A 14,999-nucleotide genomic window follows, 5' to 3' on the forward strand; every position below is an offset into this window, starting at 1 on the left:
CCTTGAGTGTGCGGATCAACGCGTCGAATACACCGGGGCTCGCCCGGCATCAACGCCCTGTGGATAGAGGACCTGCCAGGGGACAGGACCGGATTCGATGGTAAAACGCCGCGAGCGGTGTCAACCGTTCGCGGCGTTGCAAGCCTGGACCAAGCATAGCCGAGGCCTGCCGGGCGATGCCCGGCGGGGCCTTAGCTGACCTGGCCGTGGCAGTGTTTGTACTTCTTGCCGGAGCCGCAGGGGCAAGGCTCGTTGCGGCCGATCTTCTGCTCGGCGCGCACCGGCGCCGCAGCCACCGCCACATCGCCGTCCTCGGCCACGGCCTCGGGCTGAGCCAGGGCGGACGCCTGGGCATGCTGGAACTGCATGCGCTCGGCCAGCGCCTCGGCCTCGCGGCGCAGGCGGGCTTCTTCCTCGGCCGGGTCCTCGCGGCGCACTTGGACATGAGACAGCACGCGGATGGTGTCGCGCTTGATGGAATCGAGCAGTTCCTGGAACAGGGTGAAGGATTCGCGCTTGTACTCCTGCTTGGGGTTCTTCTGCGCATAGCCGCGCAGGTGAATGCCGTGACGCAGGTGATCCATGGTCGACAGGTGGTCCTTCCACAGGTCGTCCAGCACCCGCAGCAGGATCTGCTTCTCGAAGGTACGCAGGGCCTCGGCGCTGGCCAGCTCTTCCTTCTCGTTGTAGGCGGCGACCAGCTCCTGGAGGATGCGCTCGCGCAGGGTTTCCTCGTACAGCTTGGCGTCCTCGTCGAGCCACTGCTGGACTGGCAGTTTCGCGCCGAAGCCGCTGTGCAGCGCCTCCTCCAGGCCGGGAATGTCCCACTGCTCGGGCATCGACTGCGGCGGAATGTGGGCGCTGATGGTGCCGTCCAGCACCTCGCGGCGGAACTCGGCGATGGTCTCGCCGATGTCGTCGGCGGCCAGCAGGGTGTTGCGCATGTGATAGATCACCTTGCGCTGCTCGTTGGCCACGTCGTCGAATTCCAGCAACTGCTTGCGCATGTCGAAGTTGCGCCCCTCGACCTTGCGCTGGGCCTTCTCGATGGCGTTGGTCACCATGCGGTGCTCGATGGCCTCGCCGGACTGCATGCCCAGGGCCTTCATGAAGTTCTTCACCCGGTCGGAGGCGAAGATGCGCATCAGGCTGTCTTCCAGCGACAGATAGAAGCGGCTGGAACCCGGGTCGCCCTGACGGCCGGCGCGGCCGCGCAGCTGGTTGTCGATGCGCCGCGACTCGTGACGCTCGGAGGCGATCACGTGCAGGCCACCGGCCTCGATCACCTGCTGATGACGCTTCTGCCAGTCGGCCTTGATCTGCGCCACCTGCTCGGCGGTGGGGCTCTCCAGCGCCGCTACCTCGACCTCCCAGTTGCCGCCCAGGAGGATGTCGGTGCCGCGGCCGGCCATGTTGGTGGCGATGGTCAGGGCGCCCGGTCGACCGGCCTGGGCGATGATCTCGGCTTCCTTCTCGTGGAACTTGGCGTTGAGCACCTTGTGCTCGATGCCTTCCTTGTTCAGCAGCGCCGAGACGTACTCGGAGGTCTCGATCGAGGCGGTACCGACCAGGATCGGCCGGCCCTGGGCCTGGCACTCCTTGATGTCGGTGATGATGGCCGCGTACTTCTCTTCCTGGGTCAGGTAGACCAGGTCGTTGAAGTCCTTGCGCGCCAGCGGCCGGTTGGTCGGAATCACCACCACGGCCAGGCCGTAGATCTGGTGGAACTCGAAGGCCTCGGTGTCGGCGGTGCCGGTCATGCCGGACAGCTTGGCGTACAGGCGGAAGTAGTTCTGGAAGGTGGTCGAAGCCAGAGTCTGGCTCTCGGCCTGGATCGGCAGCCCTTCCTTGGCCTCGATGGCCTGGTGCAGGCCCTCGGACAGACGCCGCCCCGGCATGGTGCGGCCGGTGTGCTCGTCGATCAGCAGCACCTGGTTGTTCTGCACGATGTACTCGACGTTGCGCTGGAACAGGGTGTGGGCACGCAGGCCGGCATAGACATGGGTCAACAGGCCCAGGTTGTGCGCCGAGTAGAGGCTCTCGCCCTCGGCCAGCAGGCCGGCCTGGGTCAGCATGTCCTCGACGAACTGGTGGCCGGCCTCGTTCAGCTCGACCTGGCGGGTCTTCTCGTCGACCTTGTAGTGGCCTTCCTGGGTGACCACGCCCTCCTCTTCCTCAATGTGCCGCTTGAGGCGCGGAATCAGCCGGTTGACCTCGGTGTACAGCTTGGAGCTGTCCTCGGCCTGGCCGGAGATGATCAGCGGGGTGCGCGCCTCGTCGATGAGGATCGAGTCGACTTCGTCGATCACCGCGAAGTTCAGCTCGCGCTGGAACTTCTCGTCCAGGCTGAAGGCCATGTTGTCGCGCAGGTAGTCGAAGCCGAATTCGTTGTTGGTGCCGTAGGTGATGTCGGCGGCATAGGCCGCGCGCTTCTCTTCCGGCGGCATGAAGGGCGTGACGATGCCCACCGACAGGCCGAGGAACTCGTACAGCGGGCGCATCCAGTTGGCGTCGCGGCGGGCCAGGTAGTCGTTGACCGTGACCACGTGCACGCCCTTGCCGGACAACGCATTGAGGTAGACCGCCAGGGTCGCCACCAGGGTCTTGCCCTCGCCGGTACGCATCTCGGCGATCTTGCCTTCGTGCAGGGTCATGCCGCCGATCAGCTGCACGTCGAAATGGCGCATGCCCATGACCCGCTTGCCCGCCTCGCGGGCCACGGCGAAGGCTTCGGCCAACAGTTGATCGAGGGTTTCGCCTTGCGCCAGGCGGGTCTTGAACTCGTCGGTCTTGGCGCGCAGTTGCTCGTCCGAGAGCGCGAGCATCTGCTCCTCGAAGGCATTGATGGTCTGCACCACCTTGAGCATGCGTTTGACCTCACGCTCATTCTTGCTTCCAAAGAGTTTCTTCAACAAAGGCGCAAACATATCGACAGGATCTTCCAGGCGTATGGATGGAGGGCGGCCCGCAGACGGCCCATGGCAGCCCTCATGGCTGCGTGCGAAGGGGGCATTCTACCCGGAAACGGGGATGAGGAAAGCGGCGTTATTCCACGCCGCTGACCCGCGCGATGAAGCTGGTGGGGTTGACCACCCGGCCATTTTTGCTGACTTCGAAGTGCACGTGGTAGCCGGTCGAGCGCCCAGTGCTGCCGACCTCGGCGATGGTCTGACCACGCTGAACCAGGTCACCGACCTGCACCAGGTTTCGCCGATTGTGCGCGTAGAGGGTGACATAGCCGTCGGCATGACTGATCTCCACCGTGTTGCCGTAACCGGAGCGCCGACCGGAGGCCGTGACCACCCCGGCGGCCACGGCCACCACGGCGCTGCCGGCCTTGGCGGCGAAGTCCACGCCCTTGTGCACGCTCGGCCGACCACTCAGCGGGTCGGTGCGGCGGCCGAACGGCGAGGAGACGTAGCCCTGTAGCACCGGCCGCCCGGCCAGGTATTCGGCCTCGTCGAGACGACGCTCGGCCAGCAGCTGCTCCAGCACTTCGAGCTGCTGCTCGCGGCTGTCCAGGCGCAGGGCCAGTTCGTCCAGGGTGCTGATAAAGGGTGGCGGTGCATAGGCGGCGCCGTCGAGGATCTCCTCCGGACCGCCCTGACCGACATCCAGGGAGAAGTCGAACTCGCTGGAATCCAGCTCGGCCAGTTCGGTCAGGCGCTCGCCCAGGGCATCCAGGCGGGTCAGCCGCGCCTGCAGCTCGGCGACATGGGCGGCGAAGGCGTCCAGCTGACGCTGGGCATCGACACGCACCGCACCGACCTCGGCGCGCTGGCGATCCAGAGCCTCGGTGATCTGCGCATTGTCCTGCAGGCTGGGCGACTGCGGTGCCCACCAGGCGCCCACCGCCACCCCACTGCCGAGCGCGATGGCGACCAGCGCCGCCAGCGTCAGCAGCAGCCAGCGCAACTCCAGGCTGAGCGAGCGCGCGGCGCCGTGGCGCCGACTGAGTAAGATGATCTGCATGGCTTCCCCTATAAGGTGGAGCCCAAGGCGGCGGCAGGGTTTCTGCTACCATGGCGGCTCCACAATTTCAGGCGTCCTGCCATGACCTTTCGTCCCTTGCCGGCTCGAGCCCCCGCCGCGCTGTTGCGCGAAGCGAAGCCCCTGAAAGCACTGTTCAATCAGGCGCAACGCCTCGATCATCTGCAGCGCTTGCTGGAGAGCCAGCTGCAACCTGCGGCCCGCGAGCACTGCCATGTAGCGTCGTGGCGCGAGGGTTGCCTGCTTCTTATCGTCACCGATGGCCACTGGGCCACCCGTTTGCGTTACCAGCAACGGCGCCTGCTCAGGCAGTTGCAGGCACTCGAAGAGTTCGCGACCTTAGCGAAAATCCTCTTCAAGGTGCAACCGCCGACTGCCGAAAGGCGTGCACCCGGTCGCACTATCGGCCTGTCCGACAGCGCCGCCGAGAACATTCAGGCCACCGCCGAGGGCATCAGCGATCCCAAACTGCGCGCCGCCCTGGAGCGTCTGGCCAAGCACCGCGGCGCCGACTGAGCGCCAGGCTCGAGCGCAACACCCGAAAAAAAGAGGCCACCCCGGGGGTGGCCTCGACTCAACAACGGAAGGAGGTGTCGCTTACACGGCCGCAACCGGGCGCATGTAGGAGATCGGCGCGGACGTGGCGTCCTCGAAAGTCACCATTTCCCAGGCATCGGTCTGCTCGATCAGGGTGCGCAGCAGGCGGTTGTTCAGCGCATGCCCCGACTTGAAGCCCTTGAACTCGCCGATCAGGCTGTTGCCCAGCAGGTAGAGATCGCCGATGGCATCGAGAATCTTGTGCTTGACGAATTCGTCCTCGTAACGCAGGCCGTCCTCGTTGAGCACGCGGTACTCGTCCACCACGATGGCGTTGTCCACGCTGCCACCGAGCGCCAGGTTCTGCGAACGGAGGAACTCGATGTCGCGCATGAAGCCGAAGGTGCGCGCCCGGCTGACTTCCTTGACGAAGGAGGTGCTGGAGAAGTCAACGCTGGCCGACTGGGTGCGGTTGCGGAATACCGGGTGATCGAAGTCGATCTCGAAGGTCACCTTGAAACCATCGAAAGGCACGAAGGTGGCGCGCTTGTCGCCCTCCTCCACCGTGACCTCGCGGATGATGCGGATGAACTTCTTCGCCGCCTCCTGCTCCTGCAGGCCGGCGGATTGAATCAGGAATACGAAGGGACCGGCGCTGCCATCCATGATCGGCACTTCGGACGCGGAGAGTTCGACGTAGGCGTTATCGATGCCCAGGCCTGCCATGGCCGAAAGCAGGTGCTCTACCGTATCCACCTTGACGTCACCATTGACCAGGGTGGTCGACATGGTGGTTTCACCGACATTGCTCGCCCGCGCGGCGATTTCCACCACGGGGTCGAGATCGGTACGACGGAACACGATCCCGGTGTCCACAGGTGCCGGCTTCAGGGTCAGGTATACCTTCTCCCCGGAATGCAGGCCGACGCCGGTGGCGCGGATAATGTTCTTCAGGGTGCGTTGTCTGATCATGGCTCTGGCCGCTATAGCACTAGTTGCGAATTGTTTTCAACAATGGCCGGCGATAATAGCAGAACCGGCCTTTGCTGAACACCAATCACCCTAATACTCCTGATACATTCCATCAATCGGCCTGGCGACGCAGGAAGGCCGGGATATCCAGGTAATCCAGGTCGTCCTGTGGGTTCATCTTGGCCGCCGTGGCAGCACCGGAATGGCTCTGGCGCTGCACGGTAGGCCGCTCGTAGTCCTTGTAGTTGACGCTCTGCTCGGCACGCGCCGGGGCTGCCGGAGCCGCCGCGGTGGCGTTGACCTGCACGGTGTTGTCGACCACCTTGACCGGCTTCTCGATGCGGGCGCCCAGACCGGTGGCGACCACGGTGACGTGCAGCTCGTCGCGCATGTCCGGATCGATCACGGTGCCCACCTTGACGGTGGCGTGCTCGGAGGCGAACTGCTCGATGATGTTGCCCACGTCCGAGTATTCGCCCAGGGACAGGTCCGGACCGGCGGTGATGTTCACCAGGATGCCGCGGGCGCCCTGCAGATTGACGTCCTCCAGCAGCGGGTTGCGGATCGCCGCCTCGGTGGCTTCGCGGGCGCGGTTCGGACCGCTGGCACAGCCGGTGCCCATCATCGCCATGCCCATCTCGCTCATCACCGTCTTCACGTCGGCGAAGTCGACGTTGATCATGCCCGGACGCTTGATGATGTCGGAGATGCCGCGCACGGCGCCGGCCAGCACGTCGTCCGCCTTGGCAAAGGCCGACAGCAGGCTGGCGTCCTTGCCGAGGATGGTCAGCAGCTTCTCGTTGGGAATGGTGATCAACGAGTCGACGCTCTCGGCCAGGGCGCGGATGCCTTCGTCGGCGATCTGCATGCGCTTGCGGCCCTCGAAGGGGAACGGCCGGGTGACCACCGCCACGGTGAGAATGCCCAGCTCCTTGGCCACCTCGGCGATCACCGGGGCGGCGCCGGTGCCGGTGCCGCCGCCCATGCCGGTGGTGATGAACACCATATCGGTGCCCTGCAGCACTTCGGCGATACGCTCGCGATCCTCCAGCGCGGCCTGACGACCGACTTCCGGGTTGGCGCCGGCGCCCAGACCCTTGGTCACGCCCGGGCCGAGTTGCAGCACGGTACGCGCGCCGATGTTCTTCAGCGCCTGGGCATCGGTGTTGGCGCAGATGAACTCGACGCCCTCGATGTTGTTTTTCGCCATGTGGTTGACCGCGTTGCCACCGCCGCCGCCCACGCCTATTACCTTGATGACCGCGCTTTGCGGAACATTGTCTACTAGTTCGAACATAATCCCTCTCCTTCCTGTTCTAGTTGTAACGCCTACTGCACACGCCGCTGTACATCAGAAATTGCCCTGGACCCAGCGTTTCAGCCGCTCCAGTACCGGTGCCCTGGGTTCATCGCCATAGCCGCCGAGCGACGACATGGAGATGCCGTCGGCCTGCTTCTGCAGGCCATAGAGCAGCAGGCCCACGCTGGTGGAATAAATCGGGTTGCGCACCACGTCGGCCAGGCCCTTGACGCTGTGGGGTACGCCCAAACGCACCGGCATATGGAAGATCTCCTCGGCCAGTTCGACCGCGCCTTCCATCTTCGCCGTGCCGCCGGTGAGCACGATGCCCGCCGGGATCAGGTCCTCGTAACCGCTGCGCCGCAGCTCGGCCTGGATCAGGGTGAACAGCTCGTCGTAGCGCGGCTCGACCACCTCGGCCAGGGACTGGCGCGACAGGTCCCGCGGCGGCCGATCGCCGACGCTGGGCACCTTGATGGTCTCGCCGGCGCCGGCCAGCTTGGCCAGGGCGCAGGCGTAGCGGATCTTGATCTCCTCGGCGTACTGGGTCGGGGTACGCAGGGCCATGGCGATGTCGTTGGTGACCTGATCGCCGGCGATCGGGATCACCGCGGTGTGGCGGATCGCCCCCTCGGTGAAGATGCAGATGTCGGTGGTGCCGCCGCCGATGTCGACCAGGCATACACCCAGCTCCTTCTCGTCCTCGGTGAGCACGGCATAGGCCGAGGCCAGCTGCTCGAGGATGATGTCGTCGACCTCCAGGCCGCAGCGGCGCACGCACTTCTCGACATTCTGCGCCGCGTTCACCGCGCAGGTGACCACGTGCACCTTGGCCTCCAGACGCACGCCGGACATGCCCAGGGGCTCGCGCACGCCCTCCTGGTTGTCGATCACGTAGTCCTGCGGCAGGGTGTGCAGCACCCGCTGGTCGGCCGGAATGGCCACGGCCTGGGCCGCGTCCAGCACCCGCTCGAGGTCGGCCGGGCTGACCTCGCGGTCGCGGATGGCGACGATGCCGTGGCTGTTGAGGCTACGGATATGGTTGCCGGCCACGCCGACGAAGGCCGAGTGGATGCGGCAGCCGGCCATCAGCTGCGCCTCCTCCACCGCCCGCTGGATCGACTGCACGGTGGATTCGATGTTCACCACCACGCCCTTCTTCAGGCCGCGCGAGGGGTGGGTACCGATGCCGACGATCTCCAGCTGGCCGTCGGCCGTCACCTCGCCCACCAGCGCCACCACCTTGGAGGTGCCGATGTCCAGGCCGACGATCATCTTGCCGCTCTGCACGTTTGCCATTTGTCCTGTCTTCTCCTGATTCACTGCACGGCCACCTTGTCGGCCGCCGCCGGCGCGACCGGCTCGCGCCACGCCACGGCCAGGCCGTTGGCGTAACGCAGGTCGATGCGCGCGATGTTCGTCTGTTGCGCCTTCAGCGCCTTGTCGTAGATGGCACTGAAACGGCGGATCTTCTCCACCACGTGGTCCCGCCCCAGGAGCAGCTCGATGCCCTGGGCGGTGGACAGGAACCAGCTGCCGCGCTCGCGCAGCTCCAGACGCGCCACCGAGAAACCCATCGGTCGCAGCATCTGGCTGAGCACCTGGTACTGCTGCATCACCTGCTGCTGCGCGCGCTTGGGCCCATACAGCTGCGGCAGGTGCTCGTAGTGCGCCAGCTCCCGCGGGGCGAAAGCCTGGCCCTGGTTGTTGAGCAGCGCCTCGTCGCCCCAGCGGGCGATCGGCAATTGTTCCTCCAGACGCACCAGCACCTGGTCCGGCCAGACCCGGCGCACCTCGGCGCTGGCGATCCAGGGCATCCGCTCCAGCTCGTGGCGCATGCCCAGCAGGTCGACGCTGAAGAAACTGGCGCTGACGAAGGGCGCGATGCGCTGCTGCACCGCCTGCTGGCTGATGTAGCTCAGATCGCCCTCGACGCTGATCTTGGCGATCGGCCGGTCGGCATAAGGCAACAGGCGCTGGGCCAGTTCATAGGCGCCGACACCCAGCACCAATAACAGCAACGGCCAGGTGATGCGCTTGAGCAGACCGAAGCTGGGCTTGGGCAGGCGCGCGCCGATCGGCTCCTTGGCCACCAGGCGGCTGGCACCGCGCGGCACAGCCTTGCTGCGCACGGGAATGCGCGGCGAATCTGGCTGATGACGAAGGATGGCGCCCATGGCTTAACCCCGTGCCTCGAGACTGTCGGCGAGAATCGCCAGCACCAGCTGCTGGAAATCCAGGCCGGCGGCCTGGGCGGCCATCGGCACCAGGCTGTGGTCGGTCATGCCCGGCACGGTGTTGACCTCCAGCAGCCAGAACTGGCCGGCGGCGTCCTGCATCACGTCGACCCGCGCCCAGCCCTGGGTGCCGACCGCCTCGCAGGCGCGCACGGTCAGCTCCTTCAACTCATTCTCCTGGGCCGCCGCCAGGCCGCAGGGAATGCGGTACTGGGTGTCACTGGCCAGGTACTTGGCGTGGTAGTCGTAGAAGCTGTGCGGCGTGCCCAGGGCGATCGGCGGCAGCACCTGGCCGCGCAGCACGGCGACGGTGAACTCGGGACCGCTGATCCACTGTTCCACCAGCACCTGCGAGTCGTACTGGCTGGCGTCCTGCCAGGCGGCGATCAGCTCGTCCAGCGACTGCACCTTGGCCATGCCGATGCTCGAGCCCTCGTGGGCCGGCTTGACGATCAGCGGGAAGCCCAGCTCCGCGGCGGCCGCACGGCAGTCCTCGACGCTGGCCAACGCCGCGTGGCGCGGAGTCGGCAGGCCCAGGCTCTGCCACACCTGCTTGGTGCGCAGCTTGTCCATGGCCAGGGCCGAGGCGAGGATGCCGCTGCCGGTGTAGGGAATCCCGGCGCACTCGAGCAGGCCCTGCATGCTGCCGTCCTCGCCGCCGCGGCCGTGCAGCACGATAAAGGCCCGGTCGATTTTTTCCGCCAAAAGACACGACAGGAAGTCGTCACCGACATCGATGCCGAAGGCGTCCACCCCGGCGTCCTGCAGGGCGCGCAACACGGCATTGCCGGACTTCAGCGACACCTCGCGCTCGGCGCTCTTGCCGCCGAACAGCACGGCGACGCGGCCGAAGGCCGCCACCGGCACTTGCGATTTCAGGTTCTCGGCGCTCATTTCGACTCACCTTGGCCCGCGGCGAACAGCGGGCTCTGCAGCAGTTGCGGGGCCAGACCGCCGATGTCGCCGGCGCCCTGGCAGAGGAGGATGTCGCCGGCGCGCAGCAGCGGCTTGATCAGCGGCGCCAGCTCGATGCCACGCTCGATATAGATGGGGTCCAGCTGGCCACGCTGGCGGATGCTGTGGCACAGCTGGCGGCTGTCGGCGCCGGGAATCGGCTCCTCGCCGGCCGGGTAGACCTCCATCAGCAGCAGCACGTTGGCATCGGCCAGCACCTGAACGAAGTCGTCGTACAGGTCGCGGGTGCGGCTGAAGCGGTGCGGCTGGTAGACCATCACCAGGCGCCGCTCCGGCCAACCGCCGCGCACGGCCTTGATCACCGCGGCGACCTCGCGCGGGTGGTGGCCGTAGTCGTCGACCAGCATCACGCTGCCGTTCTCGACCGGCAGCTCGCCGTACACCTGGAAGCGCCGGCCGACGCCCTGGAAGCCGGACAGACCCTGGACGATGGCCGCGTCGCTGATGCCCTCGTCGGTGGCGATGGCGATGGTCGCCAGGGCATTGAGCACGTTGTGGTTGCCCGGCATGTTGACCGACACCTCCAGCGGCTCGCGCTCGCGACGCAGCACGGTGAAGTGGGTCTGCATGCCCTGCTGGCGCACGTTGATCGCACGCACGTCGGCGTCCTCGCCGAAGCCGTAGGTGACGGTCGGCCGCGCCACCTGCGGCAGGATTTCGCGCACCACCGGGTCGTCCACGCAGACCACCGCCAGGCCGTAGAACGGCAGGTTGTGGAGGAACTCGACGAAGGTTTTCTTCAACTTGTTGAAGTCGCCCTCGTAGGTGCTCATGTGGTCCATGTCGATGTTGGTGACCACCGCGACCATCGGCTGCAGGTGCAGGAAGCTGGCGTCGCTCTCGTCCGCCTCGGCGATCAGGTAGCGGCTGGTGCCGAGCTGGGCGTTGGTGCCGGCGGCGTTCAGCCGGCCGCCGATGACGAAGGTCGGGTCCAGGCCGCCTGCGGCGAACACCGAGGCCAGCAGGCTGGTGGTGGTGGTCTTGCCGTGGGTGCCGGCCACCGCCACGCCGTGGCGGTAGCGCATCAGCTCGGCGAGCATCTCGGCCCGCGGCACCACCGGGATGCGCCGCTCCAGGGCGGTGGCGACTTCCGGGTTGGCGGTATTGATGGCGCTGGAGACCACCAGCACGTCGGCGCTCTCGGCGTTCTCGGCGCGGTGGCCGATGAAGATCTGCGCGCCGAACTGCTCCAGGCGCTCGGTCACCGCCGAACCCTTGAGGTCGGAGCCGGACACCTGGTAGCCCAGGTTAAGCAGTACCTCGGCGATGCCGCACATGCCGGCGCCGCCGATGCCGACGAAGTGGATACGGCGGATGCGGCGCATTTCCGGTTGCGGCATGGCTTTGCGACTCTCAACCACGGGCCACCTCCAGGCAGATCTCGACCACGTTGCGGGTGGCGTCGGGTTTGGCCAGGCGGCGCGCGGTACGCGCCATGTCGTTCAATCGTTCGGGGTGCATCAGAACCTCGGTCAGCTGCGCGGCCAGCGTGGCGGCGTCAGTGGAGCGTTGCGGCAGCAGCACGGCGGCGCCTTCACGGGCGAGGTAGCCGGCGTTCTGCGTCTGGTGATCGTCGATGGCGTGGGGCAGCGGCAGCAGGAACGACGGCAGCCCGGCGGCGGCCAGCTCGCTGACGGTCAGGGCGCCGGCCCGGCACACCACCAGGTCGGCCCAGGCGTAGGCCCGCGCCATGTCGCCGATGAAGGGCGCGACCTGCGCTTCGACGCCGGCGGCGCGATAACGTTCGCCGGTCACCTCGGCATGTTGCTTGCCCGCCTGGTGGAAAACCTCCGGGCGCAGCTCGGCGGACACCCGGGCCAGGGCCTCGGGCAGCAGTTTGTTGAGCGGTTCGGCGCCCAGGCTGCCGCCGAGGATCAGCAGACGCGGGCGGCGATTGCGCAAGGCCTCGCGCGGGGTCTCGAGGAACAGCTCCTCGCGCACCGGGTTGCCGGTGGTGCGGCGCTTGGCGCTGCTGGCGAAGGTCTCCGGGAAGGCCTCGCAGACGCGGCTGGCGAACGGCAGCAGGCTGCGGTTGGCGGTGCCGGCCACGGCGTTCTGCTCGTGGATGACCAGCGGCGCGCCGCAGAGCCGAGCCGCCAGGCCGCCCGGGCCGGTGACGTAACCGCCCATGCCGAGCACGCAGACCGGCTGCAGTTCGTGGACGATCTTGCGCGCCTGCCACAGGGCCTTGAGCAATTGAAAGGGTGCCTTGAGCAGCGACAGCTTGCCCTTGCCGCGCAGGCCGGAAACCTGGATCAGGTGCAGCGGCAGACCGGCCGCCGGCACCAGCTCATTCTCGATGCCCCGCGGCGTGCCCAGCCAGTGCACGCGGTAGCCGCGCGCCTGGAACTCGCGGGCGCAGGCCAGCGCCGGGAACACGTGGCCGCCGGTGCCGCCGGCCATGATCAGCACGTTACCGGGCATGGGCCACCTCCTCGGCGTGACCGTCTTCGGCGAAGTCCGCCTCGACGAACTCGACCTCCGCGCTGCCCAGCTGGGTGCGTCGCTCCCACTCGATGCGCAGCAGCAGCGCCAGGCTGACGCAGCAGATCACCAGGGAGCTGCCGCCGTAGCTGAGGAACGGCAGGGTCAGGCCCTTGGTCGGCAGCAGGCCGACGTTCACGCCGATGTTGATCAGCACCTGACCGATCCACAGGAATGCCAGGCCATAGGCCACATAGGCCGAGAAGAACTGCTTGGCCTTCTCCGCCCACAGGCCGATATACAAGGCGCGCACGCTGACGAAGACGAACAGGGCGACGGTGGCCAGGGCACCGAGCATGCCCAGCTCCTCGGCGAGCACGGCGAAGACGAAGTCGGTGTGCGCCTCCGGCAGGTAGAACTGCTTCTGGATGCTGTTGCCCAGGCCGACGCCGAACCATTCGCCGCGACCGAAGGCGATCAGCGCCTGGCTCAGCTGGTAACCGGCGCCGTACTGGTCGGCCCAGGGGTCGATGAAGTTGGTCAGGCGCTCCAGGCGATAGGCCTGACTGGTCATCACCAGCCCGCCCACGGCCAGCACGCCGGCCGCCAGGGGGATGAAGCGCAGCAGGTTGACCCCGCCGAGGAACAGCATGGCGATGGACGCGCCGACCAGCACCACGGTGGCGCCGAAGTCCGGCTCGGCCAGCAGCAGCATGGCCATGGGCCCGAGCACCAGCAGCGGCTTGAGGAAGCCGGTGAGCTTCTCGCGCACCTCGGCCTGGCGGCGCACCAGGTAGGCGGCGATAAACATCACGGTGAACAGCTTGGCCAGCTCGGACGGCTGCAGGTTGAACAGGCCGAAGCCGATCCAGCGCTTGGCGCCATTGACCTCGCGGCCGATGCCCGGCAACAGCACCAGGACCAGCAGGACGAAGGCCGCCAGCAGCAGGACACCGCTCAGGCGCTGCCACAGGGCCATGGGAATGCTCAGGGTGATGAGGGCCGCGGTCACCCCGATCGCCAGGTAGATCAGGTGGCGCACCATGTAGTACAGCGGGTTGCCGGACAGCGCCGCCGCCACTTCGGTGGACGCCGAGACGATCATCACCAACCCCAGGCCGAGCAGCGCCAGGCAACCGGCCAGCAGCGGGAAGTCCAGGTCGATGCCGCGCCGCGTGCGCAGCGGCGAGGGTGCGGCGAGCAGTTGCCCGAGCATCACTGCAGCCCCTCCACGGCCTGGGCGAACAGGCGTCCGCGCTCTTCGAAGTTCTTGAACATGTCCAGGCTGGCGCAGGCCGGCGACAGCAGCACGGCATCGCCGGGCTCGGCCAGTTCGGCGCAGCGCTGCACCGCCTCGTCCAGACTGGCGACACGAATCAGCGGCACGCCATCGCCCAGGGCGGCAGCCAGGCGCTCGGCATCGCGGCCGAGCAGCAGCACGGCGCGGCAGAAACGCGCAACGGGCGCCTTGAGGGCGGAGAAGTCGGCGCCCTTGCCGTCGCCGCCGGCGACCAGCAGCAGCTGGCCGGCGATATCCGCGCCGAGCCCCTCGATGGCGGCCAGGGCGGCGCCGACGTTGGTGGCCTTGGAGTCGTCGTAGTAATTCACCTGGCGCAGCTCGCGCAGCCACTGGCAACGGTGCGGCAGGCCGGCGAACGCCTTCAGGGCCTGCAGCATCGGCGCCTGCGGCAGGCCGACCGCATGGCCCAGGGCCAGAGCCGCCAGGGCGTTGGACTGGTTGTGGGCACCGCGGATCTTCAGCTCGGCGGTCGGCAGCAGGCGCTCGAACTGGTAACCCAGGTATTTTTCGCCGCCCTCCTCGATCAGGCCGAAGCGCTTGAAGTCGGGCTTGCCCAGGCCGAAGCTCCAGCACGGCACCTGGTCGGCGATCAGCGGCCGCGACAGCGGATCGTCGCGATTGACCACCACCTGGCGGGCGCCGCGGAAGATGCGGTGCTTGGCCAGGTGGTAGTGCTGCAGATCGGCGTAGCGATCCATGTGGTCTTCGCTGATGTTCAGGCAGGTGGCTACCTCGGCATTGAGCTGCTCGGTGGTCTCCAGCTGGAAGCTGGACAGCTCCAGCACGTACAGCTCGACCTCATCGCTGAGCAGGTCGAGGGCCGGGGTGCCCAGGTTGCCGCCGACCGCGACGCGCTTGCCGGCCGCCGCGGCCATCTCGCCGACCAGGGTGGTCACGGTGCTCTTGGCGTTGGAGCCGGTGATGGCGACGATCGGTGCCTTGGCGTGCCGGGCGAACAGGTCGATGTCGCCGGACAGCTTCACCCCGCGGGCCGCAGCCGCCTGCAGCGCCGGGGTGGCGACGGCCAGACCGGGGCTGACCAGCAGTTCGCTGGCGCGGCAGAGGAACTCCACGTCCAGCTCGCCGCAGCGCACTTCCACCTGCGGGAACTGCTCACGCAGGGTGGCCAGCTCCGGCGGGTTCGCCCGCGTATCGACCACGGCGAAGCGCACACCCTGCTGCGCCAGGAAGCGCACCAGGGACATGCCGCTCTTGCCGAGGCCGACAACGATGCGGAACTGGTCGGAAGCGATCAACGACACTC

The 14,999-nt window shown here is 67.2% G+C and carries 12 protein-coding genes; 1 reads left to right on the forward strand and 11 read right to left on the reverse strand.

Features of this window, described 5'->3' with window-relative positions; translation table 11 throughout:
• Positions 1–191: 191 nt before the first annotated feature.
• A complete protein-coding gene (secA, locus tag SBP02_RS16070) occupies positions 192–2,927 on the reverse strand; it encodes a preprotein translocase subunit SecA (RefSeq protein ID WP_318643227.1) in 2,736 nt (911 codons plus the stop codon).
• 118 nt (positions 2,928–3,045) lie between these two features.
• A complete protein-coding gene (locus SBP02_RS16075) occupies positions 3,046–3,972 on the reverse strand; it encodes a M23 family metallopeptidase (RefSeq protein ID WP_318643229.1) in 927 nt (308 codons plus the stop codon).
• A gap of 81 nt (positions 3,973–4,053) precedes the next feature.
• On the opposite strand from SBP02_RS16075, the gene SBP02_RS16080 reads away from it, so the two are divergent.
• Entirely contained in the window at positions 4,054–4,506 is a 453-nt protein-coding gene (locus tag SBP02_RS16080) for a DciA family protein (RefSeq protein WP_318643231.1), read from the forward strand.
• Positions 4,507–4,587: 81 nt separating this feature from the next.
• Here SBP02_RS16080 and lpxC read toward each other — a convergent pair whose 3' ends face one another.
• From lpxC to murD, 9 genes are all read right to left on the reverse strand, one after another.
• A complete protein-coding gene (gene lpxC, locus SBP02_RS16085) occupies positions 4,588–5,499 on the reverse strand; it encodes a UDP-3-O-acyl-N-acetylglucosamine deacetylase (RefSeq protein WP_318643233.1) in 912 nt (303 codons plus the stop codon).
• A 112-nt stretch (positions 5,500–5,611) separates the two neighbouring features.
• Positions 5,612–6,796: a cell division protein FtsZ gene (gene ftsZ, locus SBP02_RS16090; protein ID WP_318643234.1), complete on the reverse strand. Its 1,185-nt coding sequence runs from the start codon at positions 6,794–6,796 to the stop codon at positions 5,612–5,614.
• Between the two features lie 54 nt (positions 6,797–6,850).
• Entirely contained in the window at positions 6,851–8,098 is a 1,248-nt protein-coding gene (ftsA, locus tag SBP02_RS16095) for a cell division protein FtsA (protein ID WP_318643236.1), read from the reverse strand.
• Between the two features lie 20 nt (positions 8,099–8,118).
• Positions 8,119–8,976 carry a cell division protein FtsQ/DivIB gene (locus SBP02_RS16100; RefSeq protein WP_318643238.1) on the reverse strand — a complete coding sequence of 286 codons (858 nt, stop codon included), beginning with the start codon at positions 8,974–8,976 and terminating at the stop codon, positions 8,119–8,121.
• 3 nt (positions 8,977–8,979) lie between these two features.
• Complete coding sequence (locus SBP02_RS16105; RefSeq protein WP_318643240.1) at positions 8,980–9,930, reverse strand: D-alanine--D-alanine ligase; 951 nt, start codon at positions 9,928–9,930, stop codon at positions 8,980–8,982.
• Complete coding sequence (gene murC, locus SBP02_RS16110) at positions 9,927–11,351, reverse strand: UDP-N-acetylmuramate--L-alanine ligase (protein WP_318646359.1); 1,425 nt, start codon at positions 11,349–11,351, stop codon at positions 9,927–9,929. The genes SBP02_RS16105 and murC overlap by 4 nt, the downstream gene beginning before the upstream one ends.
• A gap of 13 nt (positions 11,352–11,364) precedes the next feature.
• Positions 11,365–12,435, reverse strand: a complete 1,071-nt coding sequence (gene murG / locus SBP02_RS16115) for an undecaprenyldiphospho-muramoylpentapeptide beta-N-acetylglucosaminyltransferase (protein WP_318643242.1) — start codon at positions 12,433–12,435, stop codon at positions 11,365–11,367.
• On the reverse strand, positions 12,425–13,651 hold the full coding sequence (gene ftsW / locus SBP02_RS16120) for a putative lipid II flippase FtsW (RefSeq protein WP_318643244.1): 1,227 nt from the start codon (positions 13,649–13,651) through the stop codon (positions 12,425–12,427). Before ftsW ends, murG begins: the two co-directional genes overlap by 11 nt.
• Positions 13,651–14,997, reverse strand: coding sequence for a UDP-N-acetylmuramoyl-L-alanine--D-glutamate ligase (gene murD, locus SBP02_RS16125; RefSeq protein ID WP_318643245.1), 1,347 nt, complete (start codon positions 14,995–14,997; stop codon positions 13,651–13,653). Before murD ends, ftsW begins: the two co-directional genes overlap by 1 nt.
• Between the last annotated feature and the right edge of the window lie 2 nt (positions 14,998–14,999).

The sequence above is a fragment of the Pseudomonas benzenivorans genome, from assembly GCF_033547155.1.
Lineage (GTDB): Bacteria > Pseudomonadota > Gammaproteobacteria > Pseudomonadales > Pseudomonadaceae > Aquipseudomonas > Aquipseudomonas benzenivorans_B.